We start from the raw sequence: 22,436 nt of genomic DNA, 5'->3' as shown, positions 1-22,436 counted from the left end.
CACAGTTTCCTGCCGTTCCTGTCACTGTATGCAAGCGTGCGGACGGGTGGCGAAGTTCCCGGGCGTCGTACGCCGAGAGCGAGACCATGATTACGGAGGGATCACGGGGGGTGGGGGATGGCATGCGCGGTTGACGTGCCGGGTACCGGCATCGTGCGGCGATCCGCGGACGGCGGGGCGTGCCCCGGTGGGCCGGGGCCGACCGCCACGACCGTCCCTCGGCCGCTCCGGGAGCGAGCCGGTCCGGGAGCGGATCGCGGTCGTCGCCACCCGGCACCGAGGAAGCCGCGGTCCAGGTGCGCGTGCCCCGGGCCCGGGCCCCAAGGACGGGGCATGGTCCGCGTTGTCGGTGCGGCGGGCCACAATGGTCCGCGACAGACATCCGTTCATGCCCAGCACAGACTGTGAAGGAGCCGGCAGCGATGGCCCGCCGCAGCACGAAGACCCCGCCGCCCGAGGACTCGTACGAGGAGAAGATCCTCGACATCGACGTCGTCGACGAGATGCAGGGCTCCTTCCTCGAGTACGCGTACTCGGTCATCTACTCCAGGGCCCTGCCGGACGCACGTGACGGCCTCAAGCCGGTGCACCGGCGGATCGTCTACCAGATGAACGAGATGGGGCTGCGCCCCGAGCGCGGCTATGTGAAGTGCGCCCGCGTCGTCGGCGAGGTCATGGGCAAGTTGCACCCGCACGGAGACGCGTCGATCTACGACGCCCTGGTGCGCCTGGCCCAGCCGTTCTCGATGCGTGTCCCCCTGGTCGACGGCCACGGCAACTTCGGCTCGCTGGGCAACGACGACCCGCCTGCCGCCATGCGTTACACCGAGTGCCGCATGGCCGAGGCGACGAGCCTGATGACCGAGTCGATCGACGAGGACACGGTCGACTTCGCCCCCAACTACGACGGCCAGGAGCAGGAGCCGGTGGCCCTGCCCGCCGCCTTTCCGAACCTCCTGGTGAACGGCTCGTCGGGCATCGCGGTCGGCATGGCCACCAACATGCCGCCGCACAACCTGCGCGAGGTGATCGCGGCCGCCCGCCATCTGATCAGGTATCCGAACGCGGATCTGGAAGCCCTGATGAAGCACGTCCCGGGCCCCGATCTGCCCACCGGGGGCAGGATCGTCGGTCTCTCCGGGATCCGTGACGCCTACGAGACGGGGCGCGGCACGTTCAAGATCCGGGCCACGGTGTCCGTGGAGAACGTGACGGCGCGCCGCAAGGGCCTCGTCGTCACCGAACTGCCCTTCGCGGTCGGCCCGGAGAAGGTGATCGCCAAGATCAAGGACCTGGTCGGTTCGAAGAAGCTCCAGGGCATCGCCGACGTCAAGGACCTCACCGACCGCGAGCACGGGTTGCGCCTCGTCATCGAGATCAAGAACGGCTTTGTGCCGGAGGCGGTCCTGGGGCAGCTCTACAAGCTGACGCCGATGGAGGAGTCCTTCGGCATCAACAACGTGGCGCTGGTCGACGGGCAGCCGCTCACGCTGGGGCTCAAGGAGCTGCTGGAGGTCTACCTCGACCACCGCTTCGACGTCGTACGGCGCCGCTCGGAGTTCCGCCGCGGCAAGCGGCGCGACCGCCTCCACCTGGTCGAGGGCCTGCTCACGGCGCTGGTGGACATCGACGAGGTCATCCGCCTGATCCGCTCCAGCGAGAACTCCGCCCAGGCGAAGGAGCGCCTGATGGAGCGCTTCTCGCTGAGCGAGATCCAGACGCAGTACATCCTCGACACCCCGCTGCGCCGCCTCACCAAGTACGACCGCATCGAACTGGAGGCGGAGAAGGACAGGCTCAACGCCGAGATCGAGGAGCTGACCCGGATCCTGGAGTCGGACGCGGAGCTGCGCAAGCTGGTCTCCACGGAACTGGCCGCGGTGGCCAAGAAGTTCGGCACGGAGCGGCGCACGGTACTGCTGGAGTCCTCCGGCGCCCCGGCCCCGACTGTCCCGCTCCAGGTCGAGGACGCCCCGTGCCGGGTGCTGATGTCGTCGACGGGCCTGCTGGCCCGCACGGCGAACGGTGACCCGTTCACGGAGGAGAGTGACGGCAGGCGCGCGAAGCACGACGTGATCGTCTCCGCCGTCCCGGCGACGGCACGCGGCGAGGTGGGCGTGGTGACGTCCACGGGACGGCTGCTGCGGCTGAATGTGATCGACCTTCCGCAGCTGCCGGAGACGGCGGCGCGGCCGAGCCTGTCCGGGGGCGCGCCGATCTCGGAGTTCGTCTCCCTGGAGGCGGACGAGACGGTGGTCTGCCTGATGACGCTGGACGAGTCCTCCCCGGGCCTCGCGCTCGGCACGGAACAGGGCGTCGTCAAGCGCGTGGTGCCCGACTACCCGGCGAACAAGGAGGAGTTGGAGGTCATCACGCTCAAGGAGGACGACCGGATCGTCGGCGCGGTCGAACTGCGCACCGGCGAGGAGGATTTGGTCTTCATCACGGACGATGCGCAGTTGCTGCGCTACCCGGCGTCCCAGGTGCGCCCACAGGGCCGCCCCGCGGGCGGCATGGCCGGGGTCAAGCTCTCGGACGGCGCGAAGGTGCTCTCCTTCACGGCGGTGGACCCGGCGGTGGACGCGGTGGTCTTCACGGTCGCCGGCTCGCGCGGCACGCTGGACGACTCGGTCCAGACGACGGCCAAGATGACGCCGTTCGACCAGTACCCGCGCAAGGGCCGCGCCACGGGCGGCGTCCGCTGCCAGCGGTTCCTGAAGGGCGAGGACTGCCTGGCGTTCGCCTGGGCGGGCGCGGTGCCGGCCCTGGCCGCGCAGAAGAACGGCGCGCCCGCCGAGCTGCCGGAACTCGACCCGCGGCGTGACGGCTCGGGCGTGTCACTGCCGAAGACGGTCGCGGTGGTGGCGGGAGCGCTGTAGGTCAGCCCACGAGGTCGCCGGGGCTCCCCGGAGCCTCGGCCTCCTCGCCCTGCACATAGCGAAGGACGCCCCACATGCTGCGCTCGTCGGCGTGCGGGGCGTCGTCCGGGCACGCCTCCAGCTCCTTGAGCAGTGCGTCGGCATCGATGCCGGACCCGATGAGAACGAGCTGGGTGAGCCGCTCGTCGCCGGCCTGCCACGGCTCCGGGGAGAACCGCAGGAACCGCCCCACGGCGTGCACGGCGTACCGGTTGCACGGATCGGCCGCGCCGAAGTCGACGTATCCCTTGATCCGGTAGAGGCCTTCCGGCCTGCTGTCGAGGAAGTCCAACAGGCGCCGGGGGTGCAGCGGCAGGTCGGAACGGAAGGAGACGCTGTCGTATCCGGTGTGCAGGTGGGCGCGAGAGGGGTCGTCGTGCCCGGCCTCGGGCAGGCGGAGGTCATCGAAGGTCAGCTGGCCGATCCGCTCCTCGGCCGCCCGGCGGTCGAAGAGGAACTCGGGGTCGATACGCCCGTGGACGGCCGGGACGACGGCGGCCCGGTCGGCGAGCGACCGGACGAGCCGGAGGACCCGCTCGCTGTCCTCGGCCCGGTCGGTCTTGTTGACGACGACGAGGTCGGCGAGCGCGAGATGACGGTCGAGTTCGGGATGCCTCGCCCGTGTGGCGTCGAACTCCACCGCGTCGACGACCTCGACCAGTCCGCCGTAGACGATGCGCGGCAACTCGCTGGCGAGCACCATGCGCACGAGTTCCTGGGGTTCGGCCAGTCCGCTCGCCTCGATGACGATGACGTCGATGCCGGCGGAGGGCTGGGCAAGACGGTCGAGGTAGAGGTCGAGTTCACTGGCGTCGACGGCGCAGCACAGGCATCCGTTGCCGAGGGAGACGGTGGAGTCCCCGAGCGCACCGGCGACGGCCATCGCGTCGATCTCGATGTCCCCGAAGTCATTGACGACGGCGCCGATGCGGCTGCCCCCACTGTGGTGGAGGAGGTGGTTGAGCAGGGTGGTCTTGCCCGACCCCAGGTATCCGGCGATGATCACGACCGGGATCTGCTGCGGACCCGACGACTGGCTCACGGTGCGTCCCTTCTCCACTGGCAATTGCACCGGACCGCGTACCGGCGGCGTACGGGGACGGTCCGTGGACCGGTTCCTGCCGGGCCGGGCCGACTCCCGTACGGCCGACCCAGGATACGAGGGACAGGACCCGGCAGAGTGAACGATTGTCAGCGGCGCTCGTGGGGCACACGTTGAGCATGGCGCCGGGAAACACGCCCCTCGCTTCCTTCCGTGCGCCTCCTCTCCGCCTTCCCGCCGGTCAGCGCCACTCGGCACCCTGGGAGGCGGCAAGCGCGCCGCCCATCGCTCGCCGGTCCCCACCAGTCGACCCGCACCCGACGGCCGGCGGACGGTCGCCTGATTCGGGGGTTGACATGGTCACACGGAAGGTTGGGACACGAGAGCTGGGCTCCGCCACCGCGGGACTCATGTTCGCTGCGGGAGCCCTGGCAGCGCTGGCCTCCCTGCACCGGCGGCAGGCCGAACTCCGCCGACAGGCCGAGGAGGCGAAAAAGAGGGACGGCCTGCGGGAGTATCACCGCCTCCAGCTGTACCTCCTGGGCAAGGCACTGGAAGATCCCGATCTCGCCGCCGTGCTGAGCACCGTAGAGACGGATTCACCCACACAGCGGCGCCAGTACCTCTTCGCCAACGCCCTGTACTCGAATGCTCTGTTCGGGTACCGGACGGGCGTCGCTGATCTGGAGGAATTGCACGGCCATCTGCGCGTACTCGTCCGGAACGTCATATTCCGCGAATACTGGGAGGCCACACGGCACCACCGTGCCAGCCTCAAGACGGAATCCGCGGAGGCCCGGGTGGGCAGAATGGTGGACGCACTCAGTCAGGACTTGGACGAATCAGACATTGAGGAGTGGTGGGTCGTGGGTGAACCTCCCGCCGAAGACGACCCGCACTGAGCGGCTCGACACACCGTCACATGCCGCCGCCTGGCTCAAGGGTGGACACTTTTGCCACTTGACAGTTGGGCTACCCTGTCCCCGTTTTCACTCCTGAAACCAGAGGAACGGGGTTTCCTTGAAAATCGTGCGGCGCATCGGTGTCTCTCCACGCGAACGCGGGAGCATGACCGGTGAAACCTGCCCAGACATCTTTGAACTCAGCGACGGCAACTTCGCCGTCATCGGGACTGAGGCGACGGCGACGCTCGACAGTGAACTCCCCCCTGACGCCGCACGTGCGGACTATGAGCGCATCGTCATCGTCAGCCGAGAGACCCTTGTCAGGGCGAAGGCCGACATTCCCGACCAGTAGCGGCCGCGCAGCGTCGACCACCCGCTGTTGACCCCCTCGAGGTCCACCCTCTTGGCCACCCCGTTGAGGACCGCCTCCGGACGGCGAGCCGACCCTCTGCCACCCCCGGTCAGCGCTCGCACTGAACTCACGAGGTCCGACACCAGACCGGTGCCGGACCTCAGCCGTGTCTCAGGACATCTCCGGCACCGCCACCGGCGGCACCGGCCCCACATACCGGGCCGCCGGGCGGATGATCTTCGAGTCCTCCGCCTGTTCCAGGATGTTGGCGCTCCAGCCGACCACCCGGGCCGTCGCAAAGGTCGGGGTGAACATCTCGCGCGGCAGGCCGCAGAGTTCCATGACCACGCCTGCGTAGAACTCCACGTTCGTGTGGAGTTCGCGGCCGGGCTTCAGTTCGGCCAGGATCGCCTCCACGTGGCGCTCGACCTCGATGGCGAAGTCGACCAGCGGGCCACCGAACCGCTCTGCGATACCGCGGAGCATGCGCGAGCGGGGGTCCTCCGTACGGTAGACGGGGTGGCCGAAGCCCATGATGCGATCGCCCGCGAGGACGCGCTCGCGGATCCAGGAGTCGATGCGGTCGGGCGTGCCGATCGCGTCGAGGGTGTCCAGGGCGCGACTCGGTGCGCCCCCGTGAAGCGGGCCGGACAGAGCGCCGACGGCACCGGTCAGGGCCGCCGCCACATCAGCCCCCGTCGATGCGATCACCCTCGCCGTGAATGTTGATGCATTGAATCCATGGTCAATAGTCGAGATCAAGTACTGCTCGACGGCCCGCGCACGCGCCGGGTCCGGTTCCGACCCCGTCAACATGTACAGGTAGTTCGCGGCGTGGGGCAGATCCTCCCGCGGCTCGACGGGGTCAAGGCCCCGGCCCAGCCGGTACAGCGCGGTCAACAGCGTGGGGACGGCCGCGGTCGCCACGATCGTGTCCTCGCGGCGCCGGTCCGCGTCGATGTCGTACACCGGCCGGAACCTCTTGGCGGCGCCGAGCAGGGAGAGTGCCGTACGGAGGCCCGACAGCGGGCCGGACCGGCCGCTCGCAGCGGCCACGGCGGGAAGCACGGCCCGTACGTCATCGGGCAGGCGCCGCAGTTCCGCCGTCCGTGCCGCGAACGCGGACCGCTGGGCCGCGTCCGGCAGTCCGCCGTGGACCATCAGGTACCAGACGTCCTCGAAGCCGCGGGTCTGCGCGAGTTCGACGGCCGAGTACTGACGGTAGTGGTAGAAGCCCTCCCGCCCTCTGACGTCACCCAATGCGGTGTCGGTGACGACGACGCCCGCGAGCCCTCGCGGCACGTCGACGGAGGTGGATGCGGCAGTGTTGATCGGCATGGTTCCTCCTTGGACTTGATGTGACTGTCCACTCTTGACTCGATTCCTGTCAATATTGATTGAATCAATACTTCATCCATGGGTACGGTGGCGGCCATGAGGGATCAAGAAGCGGCTCCCGGTCACGGCGGGACCCGGCTCACCACCAAGGAGACGGCCGAACTGCTCGGCGTGAAGCCCGAGACCGTCTACGCATACGTCAGCCGCGGCCAGCTCAGCAGCCGACGTGAGCCCGGCGGTCGCGGCAGCACCTTCGACGCCAGGGAAGTGACGGCCCTCGCCCGGCGCAACAGACGTGAGCCGAGCGGAAGTTCACCCGCCGGCGGCGAACTCTCCGTCCGTACGGGCATCACCCTGATCGGCAAGGACCACTACTACTTCCGCGGCGTGGACGCGACGGAACTGGCCGCGCGCCACTCCTACGAGGAGATCGCCGATTGGCTGTGGACGGGGCGGCTGCGGCCCGGGATCACGTTCACCGCACCGGACGCCTCCGTCACAGCCGCCCGGCGTGCCGTGAACGCCCTGCCCGAACACAGCGGCCCCACCGACCGCCTGCGGGTCGCCGTGATCGCGGCAGCCACCGCCGATCCGCTCCGCTTCGATCTGTCGCAGGACACGGTCATCGGCACGGCCCGCACTCTCATCCCCACCCTCGTCGCCGCCCTCCCGTCACTGCGGCACGACCACCGCGACGCGGGACCGCTGGCCCAGCGCCTGTGGGGGCGGCTGACCGGCCGCAGCGCCGACGAGGCCTCACTTCGCGTGCTGGACACCGCACTCGGGCTGCTCATCGACCATGACCTGGCCGCCTCGACCCTCGCGGTCCGCGTCGCCGCGTCCGCCCGTGCACACGCGTACGCCGCCGTTTCGGCCGGATTGGGCGTACTGGAAGGCCCCCTGCACGGAGCGGCCAGCGGCCTCGCCCACCGGATGCTGCTCGACGTCCTGGACCGGGGCGCCGCGGCGCCCGTGGTCGCCGACGAACTGCGCGCCGGACGCCGTGTCCCCGGACTCGGACACCGGCTGTATCCCGGCGAGGACCCACGCGCGCGTGCTCTCTTCGCGCTCCTGGAGGAGGTACCGGCCGCGGCACCGGCCCTGGCGGCGGCCCGGGACATTGTGGCCACGACGGCCCGCCACACATCCCTGCACGCCAACGTCGACCTGGCCCTCGCCGTCCTCACAGTCTCCTCCGGCATGGCCGCCACGGCGGGCGAGACCGTCTTCGCCGTCGCGCGCACGGCCGGATGGATCGCCCACACCCTGGAAGAGTACGAAGAGCGCCCGCTGCGCATGCGTCCGAGCGGGCAGTACGTGGGGGCCCGTCCGCCACAACCGCTCCCCGAGTGAGGCCGGCGTGCGCCTCCTCGCAGCGGCTGCGCACTCGTGCTTCACGCACCCCCTGGCACACGCCCGACGCGCCCTGAACGCGCCCCCTCCGGGAGGCCGGAAATCACCGCCTGCGGAGTCAGGTTAGGCTCGCCTCTGTGAGTACCTGCACGACCACATCCCGGGACCTCGACGAGCCCCTCGCGGGAACCGCGGCAACCGCCAGGACATGGCTGCTCCTGGAGCAGCCCGGACCGTGGGGTGTCAAGGCACTCACATCGAGCCACCTGGATCCGGCGCTCGGCCGCGCCCTCGAAGCGGCCGCGGAGGACTCCGGCGTACGGATCGCGCTCATCCGCCGGCCCGGCCGCCACGCCGACTGCGGCACACCCGCCGCCCGGCGGCTGTATGCGGCCCACACCGTTCCGGGCAACGTATGGCTGCACACCGCCACGACGACCGAGCCGGAACGGCTGCTCGACCTGGACTTCGCGGCGCTCGGCAAGGGCGACCCGCGTACCTTCGACGCGGCTTTCCGAGGACGGCCCCACACGGGCGATCCGCTCGCACTCGTGTGCACCAACGGCAAGCGGGACCGCTGCTGCGCCCTTCTCGGCCGCCCCCTCGCGGCCGAGCTGTCCGCGTCCGGAGTGGACGGTGTCTGGGAGGTCACCCATCTGGGCGGCCACCGCTTCTCGCCCACCCTGCTCGTCCTGCCGTTCGGATACGCCTACGGGCGGGCCCAGGCCCCGCACGTCAAGGAGGTCCTCCAGGGGGTGCGCGAGGGGAGGGTCGTGGTCGAGGGATGCCGCGGCAGCTCCGCCTGGGAGCGGCCCGCGCAGGCCGCCGAACTCGCGGTGCGCACGGCGGCCCGCGAGTACGCCGCGAACGCGCTGACCGTCGTCCGCACAGACGGCACCGCACCGCGCTGGGAGGTCGTCGTCGCCCACACCGACGGCCGTCTGTGGCGCGTCATCGTGGCACGGGGCGCCTCGCTGCCGCCGCGCCCGGAGAGCTGCGGCGCGGCGCTCGGTTCGCCGGCGCGGATGGACGTGGTGGCGGTACGGGAGTTGCGCCCCGCGGACGCCGTCGGCCCCGAGCACGGCTGAGCAGCCCCGGGGGAGCAGGGCACGTGTACAGACCTGGTCACAGGTCTCGCAGGCACCCCGCAAGCGATCCGCGCACGCCCCCTTCGGCAGGCCGCGCCCGTCCCCGTACCTTCGTGCGCATGAGTCCCTCTCCCTCCGCACGGCGCCTGCGCCTCGGTCTGCCGCGGCGGATGTTCTCACAGGTCCTGCTGATGCAGGTGGCGATCGCCGCGGGCGTCGCCGTACTCGCCACCGGACTGTTCCTGGCTCCGCTCAGCCGTCTGCTGGACGACCAGGCGATGCGCCGGGCCCTCGCCATCGCGCAGAGCACAGCGGCCCAGCCGCAGATCGCCGAGGACCTGCAGTCGACAAGGCCGACGCTGGACGGACCCGTGCAGGCGGAGGCGGAGCGCATCCGCAAGGCCAGCGGCGCCGAGTACGTCGTGGTGATGAACATGAAGCACGTGCGCTGGTCCCACCGGGATCCCACACGGATCGGCAAGGTCGTCTCGACCGACCCGAGCGAGGCCCTGGCCGGCAAGGAGGTCATGGGGATCGACAGCGGCACCCTGGGCCGCTCAGCCCGGGGCAAGGTGCCACTGCGGGACGCACACGGCAGGATCATCGGCGCGGTCTCCGTGGGCATCAAGTACAACACCGTGCGAACCCGGTTGATCCACGCGATCCCGGGGCTGTTCGCCTACGCGGGCGCAGCCCTGGCCATTGGCGCCCTGGCCGCGTACCTGATCTCCCGCAGGGTCCAGCGGCAGACCCGCGACCTGGCCTTCTCCGACATCTCGGCACTGCTCGCCGAGCGCGAGGCGATGCTGCACGGCATCAGGGAGGGGGTCGTCGCGCTGGACCGCGCGGGCCGGGTACGCCTCCTCAACGACGAGGCGCAGCGCCTGCTGGGCATCGGGGACGAGGCCGTCGGCCGGTCCCTCGACGAGGCGCTGGGCGCGGGCCGTACGACCGATGTGCTCGCCGGACGCGTCACGGGCACCGATCTGCTCACCGTGCGCGGTCACCGCGTCCTCGTCGCCAACCGCATGCCCACCGACGACGGAGGCGCCGTCGCCACCCTGCGCGACCGCACCGAACTGGAGCAGTTGGGCCGTGAACTCGACTCCACACGCGGCCTGATCGACGCTCTGCGCGCGCAGGACCACGAGCACGCCAACCGGATGCACACCCTCCTGGGGCTGCTCGAGCTGGAGATGTACGACGAGGCCATGGAGTTCATCGACGAGGTGGTCGGCGATCACCGGGCCACCTCGGAACAAGTTACCGAGAAGATCCACGACCCTCTCCTCGCCGCCCTGTTGGTGGGCAAGGCCACGGTGGCCGCCGAGCGCGGGGTGGCCTTGTGGATCGCGGACCGGACACTGCTGCCGGACCGGCTGATCGACCCCAGGGGTCTGGTCACGATCGTCGGCAACCTGGTCGACAACGCACTCGACGCCGTCGCGGGCACCCCCCACGCGCGCGTGGAGATCGAACTGCGCGCCGAGCGACGTACAGCGGTTCTGAGGGTACGTGACACGGGGCCCGGAATCCCGGCCGAGCGACGGGAGTTGGTCTTCACGGACGGGTGGTCCACCAAGCAGCCTCCGGCCCACGGCAAACGTGGAATCGGCCTCTCCCTGGTGCGCCGCCTCGCCGAACGCCAAGGGGGCAGCGCCCAGGTGGGCGAGGCGCACGGCGGGGGCGCCGAGTTCACCGTCGTACTGCCGGAGGCACTTGAGGAGCCCGGCCCGGAACGGTCGGCTCCGATGGCCGGGCAGGACCTCGTGCCGGCCCTGGACACACCGGCGCACGAGGTACGGGTCCCGGGAGTACTCCACCCGATCCCCCAGGAGGAATCATGACGACCCGGTCTCCAGCGCCCTGTCGGCGGGTCCGGAGCCGGTGCCGTCCCCAGTGCACTGCTCACCACGGCCGATCTCGTACGCCGTTCCCTGGTGGCCGCCGGAGGCCCGCTGTACGCCCGGGAGATCACCGAACGCGCAGGGCCGAGCCGTCCGGACCGCCCGGAGCTGCCTGAAGCTCCTGCGGCCCACGGGACGGGTCACGCTGAACCTCGGACACGTCGACGCGGGCCGCCCAGGCAGTCGCTGCTGGGCGGCCCGCGTCTGAGAGCACGGCCGATCGGCTCAGCCCGCGGCCTTCTTCACGAACTCCGTCGTGTAGGTCTTGTCAAGGTCGATGGCGGCGTCCTTGATGTTGGGGTTGAACGCCTTGAGCACCTTCTGGACCGTCTCGGGACCGCCCTCGGGCATCACGCCGTCCTTGGTGAACATGGGCAGCGTGCTCTTGATGGCGTTCGCGTAGAGCGTCTTGTCACCCTGGGAGTAGTCGGCCGGCATCTTGTCGGCGATCTCGTTCGCGGAGTGCGTGGACATCCACTTCAGGGTCTTCACGAAGGCATTGGCCAGCTTCTGGACCGTGTCCTTGTGACTGTTGACCCAGTCCGTCTGCATGTACAGGCTGGACGACGGGTACGGGCCGCCGAACGCCTCCTGCGACCCCTCCGGTGTCCGCATGTCGACGAGCACCTTGCCGAGGTCCTTCTGGAGGATCGTGGCGACAGTCGGGTCGGTGGTCATCCCGGCGTCGATGGAGCCCTTCTGCAGGGCGGCGATGAAGGTCGATCCGGCGCCGACGGCGACCGGGCTGAACTCGCTGACGTCGACGCCGTTCTTCACCGCGAGGTACTTGGTGAGGAAGTCGGTCGAGGAGCCGAGGCCGGTGATGCCGAGCTTCCTGCCCTTGAAGTCCTTGGGGGAGGTGATGTCCTTCGCGTGCTTGTTGGAGACGATCTCGACCTCACCGGGCGCGTGCGAGAACTGCACCACGGACTCGACGTGCTTGCCCTTGGTCTGCAGGTCGAGCGTGTGGTCGTAGAAGCCGACCGCCCCCTGGACCTGCCCCGAGACGAGCGCGGTCTCGGCCTGAACACCGGCCGGCTCGCTCAGCAGTTCCACATCGAGGCCCTCGGCATCGAAGTACCCGAGCCGCTGCGTGAGCACGGCGGGCATGTAGATGACCTTGTCCAGACCACCCACCATGATCTTGACCTTCTCGCCCTTGCCGCCGCCCTTGCTGCCCGAGCCGGAGGATGTGCTGGAGGCGGCGTCGTTGGCACAGGCGGTGAGCGAGGTGACGGCGAGCAGGCCGGCTGCTGCGAAGGCGGCGAATCTGGCGGACTTGCGCATGACGGTTCACGTCCTTGTGAGAGAGCTGTGCGGGAAGAAGTACGAATGCCCCGAGGGGTGTTGAGCGGAGGTCGCCGAAACGGGCGGGCGGCGTCACGAGGTGTCCTGGGACGGCACCCGGGCCCGCGGAGACGGGGGCGGTCAGTGCCCGGAGTCCGACGCCTTCCAGCGGAAGATGCGGCGCTCGGCGAAGGTGAGCAGGCCCTCGGCCACCAGCGCGACAACTGCGAGGATGACCATCGCGGCGTACACACCGGCCGAGTTGAAGGTGCCCTGGGACTGGGCGACGAGCAGGCCGATGCCCTGGGTGGCGCCGATGTACTCGCCGACAATGGCGCCGATGAGGGCGAAGCCGAAGCTGACGTGGAGGCTGGTGAAGATCCACGAGGTGGCCGACGGGATGACGACCTGAAGCGTCACGCGGCGGTTGCTGGCGCCCAGGATGCGGGCGTTGGCGACGAGGTTGCGGTCCACCTCACGGGCGCCCTGGAAGGCGTTGAAGAAGACCGGGAAGAAGACCAGGACGACGGCCGAGGCGATCTTGGAGGCCGACCCGAGCCCGAACCAGATCACGAAGATCGGGGCGAGGACGATCCTGGGGATGGAGTTGAGCACCTTGATGTACGGACCAAGGACATCGGCCAGGAAGGCGACGCGTCCCAGCGCGATACCGAAGACCACACCGGTCACAACCCCGAGTATCCAGCCGAACAGCGCTTCCTGGAGCGTGACCCAGATCTGCTCGCCGAGCGAGCCGAGCGCGGTGCCGTGTGTGACCCAGGTGTAGATCTGGTCCCAGATCTCCGACGGCATCGAGAAGTTGAACGGGTCGATGACCTTGTTCCGCGACAGCGCTTCCCACAGTCCGAGCACAGCGACCAGCAGCAGCACGCGCGCGAGGGTGACGACAGCCTTGCGTCTGCGGGCGGCACGCGCGCGTGAGTGGGCGCGGTCGGGCTTGAGAGCGTCGACGGGAGCCGGGGCGGAGATGGCCTCAGGCGACATGGGCGGCACCCCTCTCGCGCGTGATGCGGACCTCTTCGCCCAGCGACTCCCAGATCTCGCGGTAGATCTCGATGAACCGCGGCTCCAGGCGCACCGACTCGACCTTGCGCGGGCGCGGCAGGTCGATGTCGAAGACCTGCTTCACGGTCGCGGGCCCAGCGGTCATCACGACCACCTTGTCGGCCAGCGCGATGGACTCCTCGAGGTCGTGGGTGACGAAGACGACCGAGGCGCCCGTGCCCTCCCACAGTTCCAGCAACTCGTCCGACATCAGGGCCCTGGTCTGCACGTCGAGTGCCGAGAAGGGCTCGTCCATGAGCAGGATCTCAGGGTCGTTGACGAAGGTGGCGGCGAGGGCGACGCGCTTGCGCTGGCCGCCGGAGAGCTGGTGGGGGTAGCGGTCCTCGAAGGCCGCGAGCCCGACCCGGGCGAGCCATTCGCGCGCCTTCTGCTTGGCCTCCGCCTTGGGCACGCCACGGAAGCGCGGGCCCGCCATGACGTTGGACAGGACCGTACGCCAGGGGAACGTGGCGTCCTGCTGGAAGACGAAACCGACCTTGTCCCCGACTCCGTCGACGGGCTCGCCGGCCACCAGGACCTCGCCCTCGGTGGGCTCCTCCAGGCCACTGACCAGGGTCAGGGTCGTCGACTTGCCGCACCCGGTGGGTCCGACGACGGCGACGAACTCACCTCGCTCGACGGTCAGATCCAGTTCCCTGACAGCCGTGTGCAGACCCCCTGCCGGGGTCTTGAAGACCTTGCTCGCGCCCCGCAGCTCGATTGCGGGGCTGGTGTTTGCGCTCATGGCCCGGGACCGTAGATGCGGTGCGGGGCACAGCAGCAGTCTTCTGGGCACAACCCCGACTTCTGCTTGCAAGAGTCTGTTGTGCTCGTTTTGCTCGCGCTACAACAACGGAGCCGAAACACGGGCTTTACGCTCGCCTGGCATTGAGGGAGAGAGGCCCGATGATTGACGTCCTGGTCGTGGACGACGACTTCCGCGTCGCCGAGATCAACGCCAAATACGTAGGAAAGGTTCCCGGTTTCCGGGTCGCCGCCCGCGCGCACAACGCCAGCCAGGCGCTCGCCGCGGTGGAACGTGCCCCGATCGACCTGGTCCTGGTCGACCACTACCTGCCCGACCAGACAGGCCTCCAACTGGTCCACCACATGCGTGAGCGCGGCCATGGCACCGATGTCATCATGATCACAGCGGCGGGAGACGTGGCGACCGTGCAGGCCGCGATGCGTCTGGGCGCCCTGCACTACCTGGTCAAACCGTTCACTTTCGCAGCCCTGCGCACACGCCTCGACTCATACGCCGCCCTGCGGCGCACCGTCGACCGCGTCGGCGGCCGCGGTGTGGCGGGCCAGGAACAGGTCGACCGCATCTTCGGCGCCCTGCGCACTGCGCCCGCCTCCTCGTCGCCCGGGTTGCCCAGCGGCCACTCGGAGCCGACGACAGACCTCATCTGCGAAGTACTGCACGGGGCCGACCATCCGCTTTCCGCCCACGAGGTGGCCGCCCGGACGGGCCTCAGCCGCTCCACCGCCCAGCGCTACCTGCGCCACCTGGAACAGGCGGGCCGGCTGCATCTCTCCCTGAAGTACGGCGACACGGGACGACCCGAGCACCGGTACGCCTGGGTGGCACCGTAGGAGATCCTGTACGCCCCAGAGGGTCTCGCACGGCCGCGGGCCGGTACGGCGATGACGTACCGGCCCCTCCGCCTGCCCGGGGCGTGGTGTACGAGGCCGGGGCGCCCGGTGTCAGACCGCCCCGGCACCCGTCAGCGACCGCACCTCGGTCTCCGCGTGCTTGGCCTCGTCCGGCGGCTCCGCCGAGGTGACCGTGCCCAGCCAGCCCGCGAGGAAGCCCAGCGGGATGGAGACGATGCCCGGGTTCTGCAGCGGGAAGTACTGGAAGTCGACCGCCGGGAACAGCGAGTCGGGGCTCCCCGAGACCACCGGGGACAGCAGAACGAGCCCGAGGGCGGGCACGAGGCCGCCGTATACCGCCCACACGGCCCCACGGGTGGTGAAGCCGCGCCAGAACAGCGAGTACATCAGCACGGGAAGGTTCGCGGACGCGGAGACCGCGAAGGCGAGCCCCACCAGGAAGGCCGCGTTGAGGTTGCGGGCCAGCAGCCCGAGCGTGATCGCGACCACGCCGATACCGACGGCGGCGACCCGCGCCACGGCCACCTCGCCGCGTGGCTCGGCACGACGGCGCCGCAGCGACGGGTACAGGTCGTGAGCCACCGCGGCCGAGGAGGCGAGGGTGATCCCGGCGACGACCGCGAGGATCGTGGCGAAGGCGACCGCGGCGACCACGGCGAACAGCACCGTGCCCCCAGCGGAGTCGGCCCCGCCGCCGAGGTTCAGTGCGAGCAGCGGCACCGCCGTGTTCCCGGCCGCGTTCGACTTCCGCACGGCGTCCGGTCCGAGGACGGCGGCCGCACCGAATCCCAGCACGATCGCCATCAGGTAGAAGCCGCCGATGAGCCCGACCGCCCAGACGACCGAGCGGCGTGCAGCCCGCGCGGTCGGCACGGTGTAGAAGCGGGACAGGATGTGCGGCAACCCGGCCGTGCCCAGCACCAGCGCCAGGCCCAGACTGATGAAGTCGGCCCGGGAGGTCCAGTCCCCGCCGTACTTCAGGCCGGGCGCGAGGAACGCCTCACCGTGCCCGCTGCGCTCGGCCGCCGTCCGCAGCAACGCGTCGATGTCCCCGTGGAATCGCAGCAGGACGAGCACGGTCAGCGCGATCGAACCGCTGAGCAGCAGGACTGCCTTCACGATCTGGATCCAGGTGGTGGCCCGCATCCCCCCGAGGGACACATAAATCACCATCAGCGCGCCGACAACGATCACGGCCCAGGCGCGCGCTGCCCCGCTCGTGCCCCCGAGCAGCAGCGATACCAAGCTGCCCGCGCCGACCATCTGCGCCACCAGGTAGAGCACGGAAACGGTCACCGAGGACGTTCCGGCCGCGATACGTACCGGTCGCTCGCTCATGCGCACCACGACGACGTCCGCGAGCGTGAACCGTCCGCAGTTGCGGACCAGTTCGGCGACAAAGAAGAGCACCACGAGCCAGGCGACGAGGAAGCCCACCACATAGAGCAGCCCGTCGTACCCGAAGAGCGCGATGAGGCCTGTGACGCCCAGAAACGAGGCCGCCGACGTGTAGTCGCCCGCGATGGCAAAACCATTCTCCATCGGCGAGAAAAGCCGCCCGCCCGCGTAGAACTCCTCCGCCGACCCGTGCCGATTGCGGCTCACCCATGTCGTGATCCCCAGCGTGATCGCGACGAACACGCTGAACAGCAGTAGCGCCAGAGTCTGATGATGCCCGGTCACCGCTCTGCACCTCTGAGTCTGCGCGTCAACTCCTGGGTGTCCCAGCGCAGATCGAGAGCGGCTCGATCCCTGCGCAGCCGAGCGTGCCTCGCGTACGCCCAGGTGAGCAGGAACGTCGTCAGGAACTGCCCGATCCCGGCAACCATCGCCACGTTCACCGAGCCCGCCACCGGTCTCGCCATCAGCCCGGGTGCCGTCTGCGCGGTCACCACGTAGCCCACGTACCAGGTGAGGAACAACACCAGAGCTGGAATCACGAACCTCCGGTACCGGCTGCGTACCTCCTGGAAAGCCTCGCTGCGCTGCACCTCCAGATAGACCTCGGACGCCCCACCGGTACGCTCCCGGCTCGCGGGCGGCACGACGGGAGCGGGAGCGCCCGTCCCGTCCACCTCGCCCCATCCGGAGGCGAGCGCGTCGTACCAGGGATCGCCGTACAGCGGCTGTCCGGCTGCCTCTACGCCCGCGCGGGCCGGGTCGCAGCCTTCCTGCTTCTCCACCGAACTCTCAGGCCCATCCCCGCAGCCACGGGAACGACCATTGCTTGACTGCATGCCCAAGGATGGACAGAACCGGAAGACCCCCGGCTCGTCTTCCCCGCGCTCTTCACCCCATCAGGTGACTCACTCCGAGGGCGGCCGCGCCAGCCCCTTCGTATACGCGTAACGCACCGCCTGGGCACGGTCCTTGAGCCCCGTCTTGGCGAAGAGGTTGTTGATGTGGGTCTTCACGGTGGCGGTGGAGACATGCAGCCTGCGCGCGATCTCCTGGTTGGTCAGCCCCTCGGCGATCAGTACGAGCACCTCCGTTTCCCGTGCGGTGAGTCCATCGGGCGCCTGAGCGACCGCGGCCGGCACCGGATCGGGTTCCGACAGCCGCTCCAGCAGCCGTCGCTGGATACTCGGGGAGAGTCCGGCGTTCCCGGACAGCACGCTCTGCACGGCTCGTACGATCTCGTCCCCGCCCGCGTCCTTGGTGAGATAGCCGCGTGCTCCCGCTCTCAGCGCGGGGAACAGCGACTCGTCGTCCGCGTAGGTGGTGAGCACGACGACCTGGGTGCCGGGGTGCTCGGTGCGGATACGCCGGGTCGCCTCGACACCGTCGCACCGCGGCATGCGCAGGTCCATCAGCACCGCGTCCGGGGCGAGTTCGGCGACGAGCCGCACGGCCTCGTGCCCGTCCCCGGCGGCGCCCACGACCTCGATCCCGGGAAGCAGGCCGAGCAGCATCACGATGCCCTCACGCACCACCGTCTGATCGTCCGCCACCACGACCCGAGCGGGCTTCCCCTCCTCCGTCATACGGGCACCTTCAATGTCACCACGAATCCCTCCTCGCCCGGCCCGGCCTCCAGCGAGCCGCCCAGCAACTCGGCACGCTCCCGCATGCCCAGCAGACCGTACCCGGCCCCCGACGCGGTCAGCTCACCCGGCGATCCGCCCGAGTCCCTCACGTCCAGCGTCACTTGATGCACGGCGTACTCCAGGCGTATGCGCACTTCGGCGCCCGGAGCGTGCTTGCGGACGTTCGTCAGGGCCTCCTGGGCGACCCTGCGGACCGCCTGAGAGGCCTCAGCGGGCAACGGCCGGCTCTCACCCGAGACGGTGACGCCCGCACCGTCCGTCTCGGCGACCAGTTCGCTGAGGAAGTCCTCGAGCGGGGACATCTCGCCGCGCAGCGCGGAGAGCGCCTGCCGTGTCTCGGCGAGTCCCTCCCGGGCCATCCCGCGTGCCGCCACGACCCGTTCGAGGATCTCGGGCCGATCGGCTCCCCCCTCGATCAGCAGCCGGGCCGCCTCCAGGTGCACGAGTTGCGCCGAGAGGCTGTGGGCCAGCACGTCGTGGATCTCCCGTGCGATCCGGGCGCGCTCCGCCAGGGCCGCGGACTCCGCCTCGGCCGCCCGCGCGGCCCGCTCCTGGACGAGCAGCCGCTGGGCGTTGCCGCGGGCCTCGGCATCAAGGCGCAGGACGTACCCGGCGAGGACCATGCCCACGACGGTGACGGCGGTGGTCAGCCACTCGTCGTTGCTGACTGCGGAGTACGAGGCGAGGGCGACCGAGGCCACGGGCAGAGCGGCCGCCAGGGGCAGCCGCTCCAGTGCGGTGACGCCGCAGCCGCACCAGATCACGAGGGCCGGGACCCTGAAGCCGGTGGCCTGCGCCGCGATCGCGATCCCCATGAGCACCGTGACGAGCGCCAGGGACGGCCGGAGCCTGTGTGCGTAGGTCGTGCGGAAGAGGGCCCAGGACACGAGCGCGGCTGTGATCACGCCCACCGCCACTCCGGCCACGCGCCAGCCACGGACGTGATCGTCGCTGAAGACCCCCCAGAGGAGCATGCCGAGCACCAGCAGTCTCACGGCCCAGGCGAGCAGGCGCCGGGGCGGCGCGACCCCGTTGCGGCCGAGCGCTTCGCGCGAGGGCCAGCGCGTCCAGGTGTTCTCCGTCACGCGCCCACCCTCCGCGTGGTCAGGATCGCGGGCGCGAGCCACCAGCCCCGGTCGGCGGCGACCCTGCGTGTGCGGAACTGCCGCACGATCACCAACGCGTCGGCGAGCCTGGCCATCACAACCTCCGTGATCGGGAAGGAGCGATCGGCAGCGAGCACCGCCGACGCCTTCGACGCTACGGAAATCCGCAGGTCAGCAGATCGGAGCAGAGGTGGATCGTGGGTGGACCCCAGGACGCCGTGTCTCCACCCACGGGTGGAGACACGGCTCGGACGGTGCGTGCGACGCCGCCAGGCGCCGTCCCTGAGCCAGGCGCTCCGTGACTGGCCCCGAGGCCCCGGCGACACACACGGACGAACGTAGCTGACGCAATCCGAGGCCACCGGTGACACGTGCGGACGGGCGCCGGCAGCGGCGCGCGTCGATGCTGCGCGAACAAGCGCCCGCGAACATCAAACGCCTCGGCCCCGTCCCTCGCCCGGCCGGCTGGCGGGCGGAAAGGACGGGGCCGAGGCCGAGCGCAACGGCTACGCGTCGATGCGCGACCGGTCCAGCGTCGCCGCAGAGCTGGAGATGAACTCCTTGCGCGGCGCCACGTCGGTGCCCATCAGCAGGTCGAATACCTGCTCGGCGGCTTCGAGGTCGGAGAGGTTGATCCGGCGCAGTGTGCGGTGGCGGGGGTCCATCGTCGTCTCGGCCAGCTGGTCGGCGTCCATCTCACCGAGGCCCTTGTACCGCTGGATGGAGTCCTTGTAGCGGATGCCCTTGCTCTGGAACTCCAGGAGCTTGTCGCGCAGCTCACGGTCCGAGTAGGTGTAGACGTACTTGTCCTGTCCCTTCTTCGGCTGGACGATCTCGATGCGGTGCAGCGGCGGCACCGCGGCGAACACCCGGCCCGCCTCGACCATGGGCCGCATGTAGCGGTGGAAGAGCGTCAGGAGCAGGGTGCGGATGTGGGAGCCGTCCACATCGGCGTCGGTCATCATGATGATCTTGCCGTAGCGGGCCGCGTCGATGTCGAAGGTCCGGCCCGATCCGGCCCCTATGACCTGGATGATCGCACCGCACTCGGCGTTCTTGAGCATGTCCGTGACGGACGACTTCTGGACGTTGAGGATCTTGCCGCGGATCGGCAGCAACGCCTGGAATTCGGAGTTCCGGGCGAGCTTCGCGGTACCGAGCGCGGAGTCGCCCTCGACGATGAACAGCTCGCTGCGCTCGACATCGTCACTGCGGCAGTCGGCGAGCTTGGCCGGCAGCGACGAGGACTCCAGAGCCGTCTTACGACGCTGCGCGTCCTTGTGCTGCCGTGCGGCGATGCGGGTGCGGGCGGCGGCGACGGCCTTCTCGAGGACGACACGGGCCTGCTGGGCGGCATCCCGCTTCGTGGAGGTGAGGAACGCCTTGAGTTCCTTGGAGACCACGTTGGCGACGATACGGCGGGCCGCTGAGGTGCCGAGGACCTCCTTGGTCTGACCCTCGAACTGCGGCTCGGCCAAGCGCACGGTGACGACCGCGGTGAGCCCCTCCAGGGCGTCGTCCTTGATGATGTCGTCCTCGGCGACACGCAGCAGCTTCTTGGCGCGCAGCACCTCGTTCAGGGTTTTGCCGACGGCCTGCTCGAAGCCGGCGACATGGGTGCCGCCCTTGGGGGTGGCGATGATGTTGACGAACGACCTGAGCGCCGTCTCGTAACCGGTCCCCCAGCGCAGCGCGACGTCGACGCCCAGCTCCCGGGTGACCTCGGTGGGCGTCATCTGCCCGTGGTCGTCCAGGACGGGGACCGTCTCCTTGAAGGTGCCCTGCCCGGAGAAGCGCAGGACGTCGCACACCGGCTTGTCGCTCGCCAGGTACTCACAGAACTCGCTGATGCCGCCGTCGAAGCGGAAGGACTCCTCGCCCTTGCTGCCTCCTTCGCCGAGGCCGTACTCGTCGCGGACGACGATGGTGAGGCCGGGCACCAGGAACGCGGTCTGGCGGGCGCGCTGGTGCAGCGTCTCCAGGGAGAGTTTGGCGTCCTTGAGGAAGATCTGGCGGTCGGCCCAGTAGCGCACGCGCGTGCCCGTCCGGGTCTTGGGGATCTTCTTGGCCCTGTGCAGGCCTCCCTTGGCCTCGAACTTGGCGTCCTGACCGTCGCCGGTGAAGGCACCGGGTACGCCGCGCCGGAAGCTGATCGCGTGGGTGTGACCGGCGCGGTCGACCTCGACGTCCAGGCGCGCGGAGAGAGCATTCACCACGGACGCGCCGACGCCGTGCAGACCGCCGGTGGCCGCGTAGGAGCCGCCGCCGAACTTGCCACCCGCGTGCAGCTTGGTCATCACGACCTCGACGCCGGAAAGACGGGTCTTGGGCTCTACGTCGACCGGGATGCCGCGGCCGTTGTCCCGCACCTCCACCGAGGAGTCGTCGTGCAGGACCACCTCGATGCGGTCGCAGTAGCCGCCCAGGGCCTCGTCCACGGAGTTGTCGATGATCTCCCACAGGCAGTGCATCAGACCACGGCTGTCGGTGGAGCCGATGTACATGCCGGGGCGCTTGCGTACGGCCTCGAGGCCCTCGAGTACGAGCAGGTGCCGCGCGGTGTAGTTGGAACCGTCCCGGTCTGCTCCGGTCAGCAGCGCTGTGGACGGCACGGACGTCTCGGCGGTCACGCGGTTCGCTCCTCGCTGAATTTCAAGGGGGGCCCTTTGGGGTAAGGGGGCGGCTTCGGTTGCCGGTCCGAGGGTACCGAGGCCTGATAGAGCCGTTGTCACGCCACCCTCGTCTGAACTCAGACTAGTCCAGGGTCGTACGAGCGTTCGATCTCGACCCCGAGTGAAGCGCATATCACGTTCCCTTCGAGGCATGAACCATTTAGGCTCCGGGCACGTCCTCATGAACAACCGGCAACCCGCCGGGAGGACCGGACAACCGACAGAGAACGCGAATCCGTACGACGCAAGACACGCAATACGGCTCATTCGCCGCCAACCGGCAACAGACAGCCGGCCCGGAGAGAAATTTTCGAGGAAAAGCCGCGAGCGGGAACGTTTTCGGCCTGGTTGGATGTTGACCCTGGTACGACAGCTCGTCGAGCTAGAGAAGAGGCGACGTGACTACAGTTCTGACCCCCGCGAGCCCGCTGACGGCCGCTGACCGCTGCGACCGTTGCGGCGCCCAGGCGTACCTGCGCGTCGTCCTCCTGAGTGGCGGAGAACTGCTCTTCTGCGCCCACCACGGCCGCAAGTTCGAGCCGGAGCTCAAGAAGATCGCGGCTGAGATACAGGACGAGACGCAGCGGCTCACCCCCGTTCCGGCAAATGCGTCCGAAGAGGAGCGCTGACACTTCGCGCCTACGACGAGCCCGCACCGGCACCGAGGCCGGTGAACGGGCGGCCACCCCGATCACAGGGAGTGGCCGCCCGTACGCGTACGGCGTGCCCGATGAGC

19 protein-coding genes are annotated in these 22,436 nt (G+C 69.6%); 8 read left to right on the top strand and 11 right to left on the bottom strand.

The genetic code is table 11. From position 1 onward, the window contains the following. Positions 1 to 422: 422 nt before the first annotated feature. Positions 423 to 2,879 (top strand): DNA gyrase/topoisomerase IV subunit A, encoded by a 2,457-nt coding sequence (locus BIV24_RS23835; RefSeq protein ID WP_071368468.1) that lies wholly within the window; start codon positions 423 to 425, stop codon positions 2,877 to 2,879. 1 nt (position 2,880) lies between these two features. On the opposite strand, the gene BIV24_RS23830 is transcribed toward BIV24_RS23835, so the two are convergent. Further along, entirely contained in the window at positions 2,881 to 3,960 is a 1,080-nt protein-coding gene (locus BIV24_RS23830; protein ID WP_079168482.1) for a CobW family GTP-binding protein, read from the bottom strand. A 410-nt stretch (positions 3,961 to 4,370) separates the two neighbouring features. Here BIV24_RS23830 and BIV24_RS23825 point away from each other — a divergent pair, with 410 nt between their 5' ends. Further along, the gene (locus tag BIV24_RS23825; RefSeq protein WP_245766917.1) at positions 4,371 to 4,862 is read left to right on the top strand and encodes a DUF6082 family protein; all 492 of its coding nucleotides are present in this window, start codon (positions 4,371 to 4,373) and stop codon (positions 4,860 to 4,862) included. Between the two features lie 118 nt (positions 4,863 to 4,980). Next, positions 4,981 to 5,217, top strand: a complete 237-nt coding sequence (locus tag BIV24_RS23820; protein ID WP_079168480.1) for a hypothetical protein — start codon at positions 4,981 to 4,983, stop codon at positions 5,215 to 5,217. Between the two features lie 171 nt (positions 5,218 to 5,388). On the opposite strand, the gene BIV24_RS23815 is transcribed toward BIV24_RS23820, so the two are convergent. Continuing rightward, a complete protein-coding gene (locus BIV24_RS23815; protein ID WP_071368464.1) occupies positions 5,389 to 6,555 on the bottom strand; it encodes a citrate synthase/methylcitrate synthase in 1,167 nt (388 codons plus the stop codon). A 96-nt stretch (positions 6,556 to 6,651) separates the two neighbouring features. On the opposite strand from BIV24_RS23815, the gene BIV24_RS23810 reads away from it, so the two are divergent. The 3 genes from BIV24_RS23810 (at position 6,652) to BIV24_RS23800 (ending at position 10,843) form a co-directional block, all read left to right on the top strand. Next, a complete protein-coding gene (locus BIV24_RS23810) occupies positions 6,652 to 7,908 on the top strand; it encodes a citrate synthase (RefSeq protein WP_071368479.1) in 1,257 nt (418 codons plus the stop codon). A 137-nt stretch (positions 7,909 to 8,045) separates the two neighbouring features. Further along, positions 8,046 to 8,996 carry a ferredoxin family protein gene (locus tag BIV24_RS23805; protein WP_071368463.1) on the top strand — a complete coding sequence of 317 codons (951 nt, stop codon included), beginning with the start codon at positions 8,046 to 8,048 and terminating at the stop codon, positions 8,994 to 8,996. A 119-nt stretch (positions 8,997 to 9,115) separates the two neighbouring features. Then, positions 9,116 to 10,843, top strand: a complete 1,728-nt coding sequence (locus tag BIV24_RS23800; RefSeq protein ID WP_071368462.1) for an ATP-binding protein — start codon at positions 9,116 to 9,118, stop codon at positions 10,841 to 10,843. Between the two features lie 285 nt (positions 10,844 to 11,128). Here the strand turns inward: BIV24_RS23800 and BIV24_RS23795 are convergent, their stop codons facing one another. From BIV24_RS23795 to BIV24_RS23785, 3 genes are all read right to left on the bottom strand, one after another. Then, positions 11,129 to 12,190 carry an ABC transporter substrate-binding protein gene (locus tag BIV24_RS23795; protein WP_071368461.1) on the bottom strand — a complete coding sequence of 354 codons (1,062 nt, stop codon included), beginning with the start codon at positions 12,188 to 12,190 and terminating at the stop codon, positions 11,129 to 11,131. 141 nt (positions 12,191 to 12,331) lie between these two features. Further along, positions 12,332 to 13,195 carry an ABC transporter permease gene (locus BIV24_RS23790; protein WP_071368460.1) on the bottom strand — a complete coding sequence of 288 codons (864 nt, stop codon included), beginning with the start codon at positions 13,193 to 13,195 and terminating at the stop codon, positions 12,332 to 12,334. Beyond that, positions 13,185 to 14,000: an ABC transporter ATP-binding protein gene (locus BIV24_RS23785; RefSeq protein ID WP_071368459.1), complete on the bottom strand. Its 816-nt coding sequence runs from the start codon at positions 13,998 to 14,000 to the stop codon at positions 13,185 to 13,187. Before BIV24_RS23785 ends, BIV24_RS23790 begins: the two co-directional genes overlap by 11 nt. 161 nt (positions 14,001 to 14,161) lie before the next feature. Between BIV24_RS23785 and BIV24_RS23780 the strand changes: the two genes are divergently transcribed. Then, positions 14,162 to 14,854, top strand: coding sequence for a response regulator (locus BIV24_RS23780; protein WP_071368458.1), 693 nt, complete (start codon positions 14,162 to 14,164; stop codon positions 14,852 to 14,854). Between the two features lie 111 nt (positions 14,855 to 14,965). Here BIV24_RS23780 and BIV24_RS23775 read toward each other — a convergent pair whose 3' ends face one another. From BIV24_RS23775 to BIV24_RS23755, 6 genes are all read right to left on the bottom strand, one after another. Continuing rightward, positions 14,966 to 16,558, bottom strand: coding sequence for a solute symporter family protein (locus BIV24_RS23775; protein ID WP_071368457.1), 1,593 nt, complete (start codon positions 16,556 to 16,558; stop codon positions 14,966 to 14,968). Next, positions 16,555 to 17,112 carry a DUF485 domain-containing protein gene (locus BIV24_RS23770; RefSeq protein WP_079168479.1) on the bottom strand — a complete coding sequence of 186 codons (558 nt, stop codon included), beginning with the start codon at positions 17,110 to 17,112 and terminating at the stop codon, positions 16,555 to 16,557. Before BIV24_RS23770 ends, BIV24_RS23775 begins: the two co-directional genes overlap by 4 nt. A gap of 69 nt (positions 17,113 to 17,181) precedes the next feature. Then, the gene (locus BIV24_RS23765) at positions 17,182 to 17,859 is read right to left on the bottom strand and encodes a response regulator transcription factor (protein WP_071368456.1); all 678 of its coding nucleotides are present in this window, start codon (positions 17,857 to 17,859) and stop codon (positions 17,182 to 17,184) included. After that, positions 17,856 to 19,007 carry a sensor histidine kinase gene (locus tag BIV24_RS23760; RefSeq protein ID WP_071368455.1) on the bottom strand — a complete coding sequence of 384 codons (1,152 nt, stop codon included), beginning with the start codon at positions 19,005 to 19,007 and terminating at the stop codon, positions 17,856 to 17,858. The genes BIV24_RS23765 and BIV24_RS23760 overlap by 4 nt, the downstream gene beginning before the upstream one ends. After that, positions 19,004 to 19,165, bottom strand: a complete 162-nt coding sequence (locus BIV24_RS34550) for a hypothetical protein (protein ID WP_177198803.1) — start codon at positions 19,163 to 19,165, stop codon at positions 19,004 to 19,006. The genes BIV24_RS23760 and BIV24_RS34550 overlap by 4 nt, the downstream gene beginning before the upstream one ends. Positions 19,166 to 19,534: 369 nt before the next feature. Beyond that, positions 19,535 to 21,658 (bottom strand): DNA gyrase/topoisomerase IV subunit B, encoded by a 2,124-nt coding sequence (locus BIV24_RS23755; RefSeq protein WP_071368454.1) that lies wholly within the window; start codon positions 21,656 to 21,658, stop codon positions 19,535 to 19,537. Positions 21,659 to 22,098: 440 nt separating this feature from the next. Here BIV24_RS23755 and BIV24_RS23750 point away from each other — a divergent pair, with 440 nt between their 5' ends. Continuing rightward, positions 22,099 to 22,329, top strand: coding sequence for a DUF7455 domain-containing protein (locus tag BIV24_RS23750; protein ID WP_071368453.1), 231 nt, complete (start codon positions 22,099 to 22,101; stop codon positions 22,327 to 22,329). Positions 22,330 to 22,436: the final 107 nt, after the last annotated feature.

The sequence above is a fragment of the Streptomyces colonosanans genome, from assembly GCF_001866645.1.
In the GTDB taxonomy this organism is placed as follows: Bacteria; Actinomycetota; Actinomycetes; order Streptomycetales; family Streptomycetaceae; genus Streptomyces; species Streptomyces colonosanans.
The sequence above is the reverse complement of the archived record's forward strand: the minus strand, read 5'-3'. Positions and strand labels throughout refer to the sequence as shown.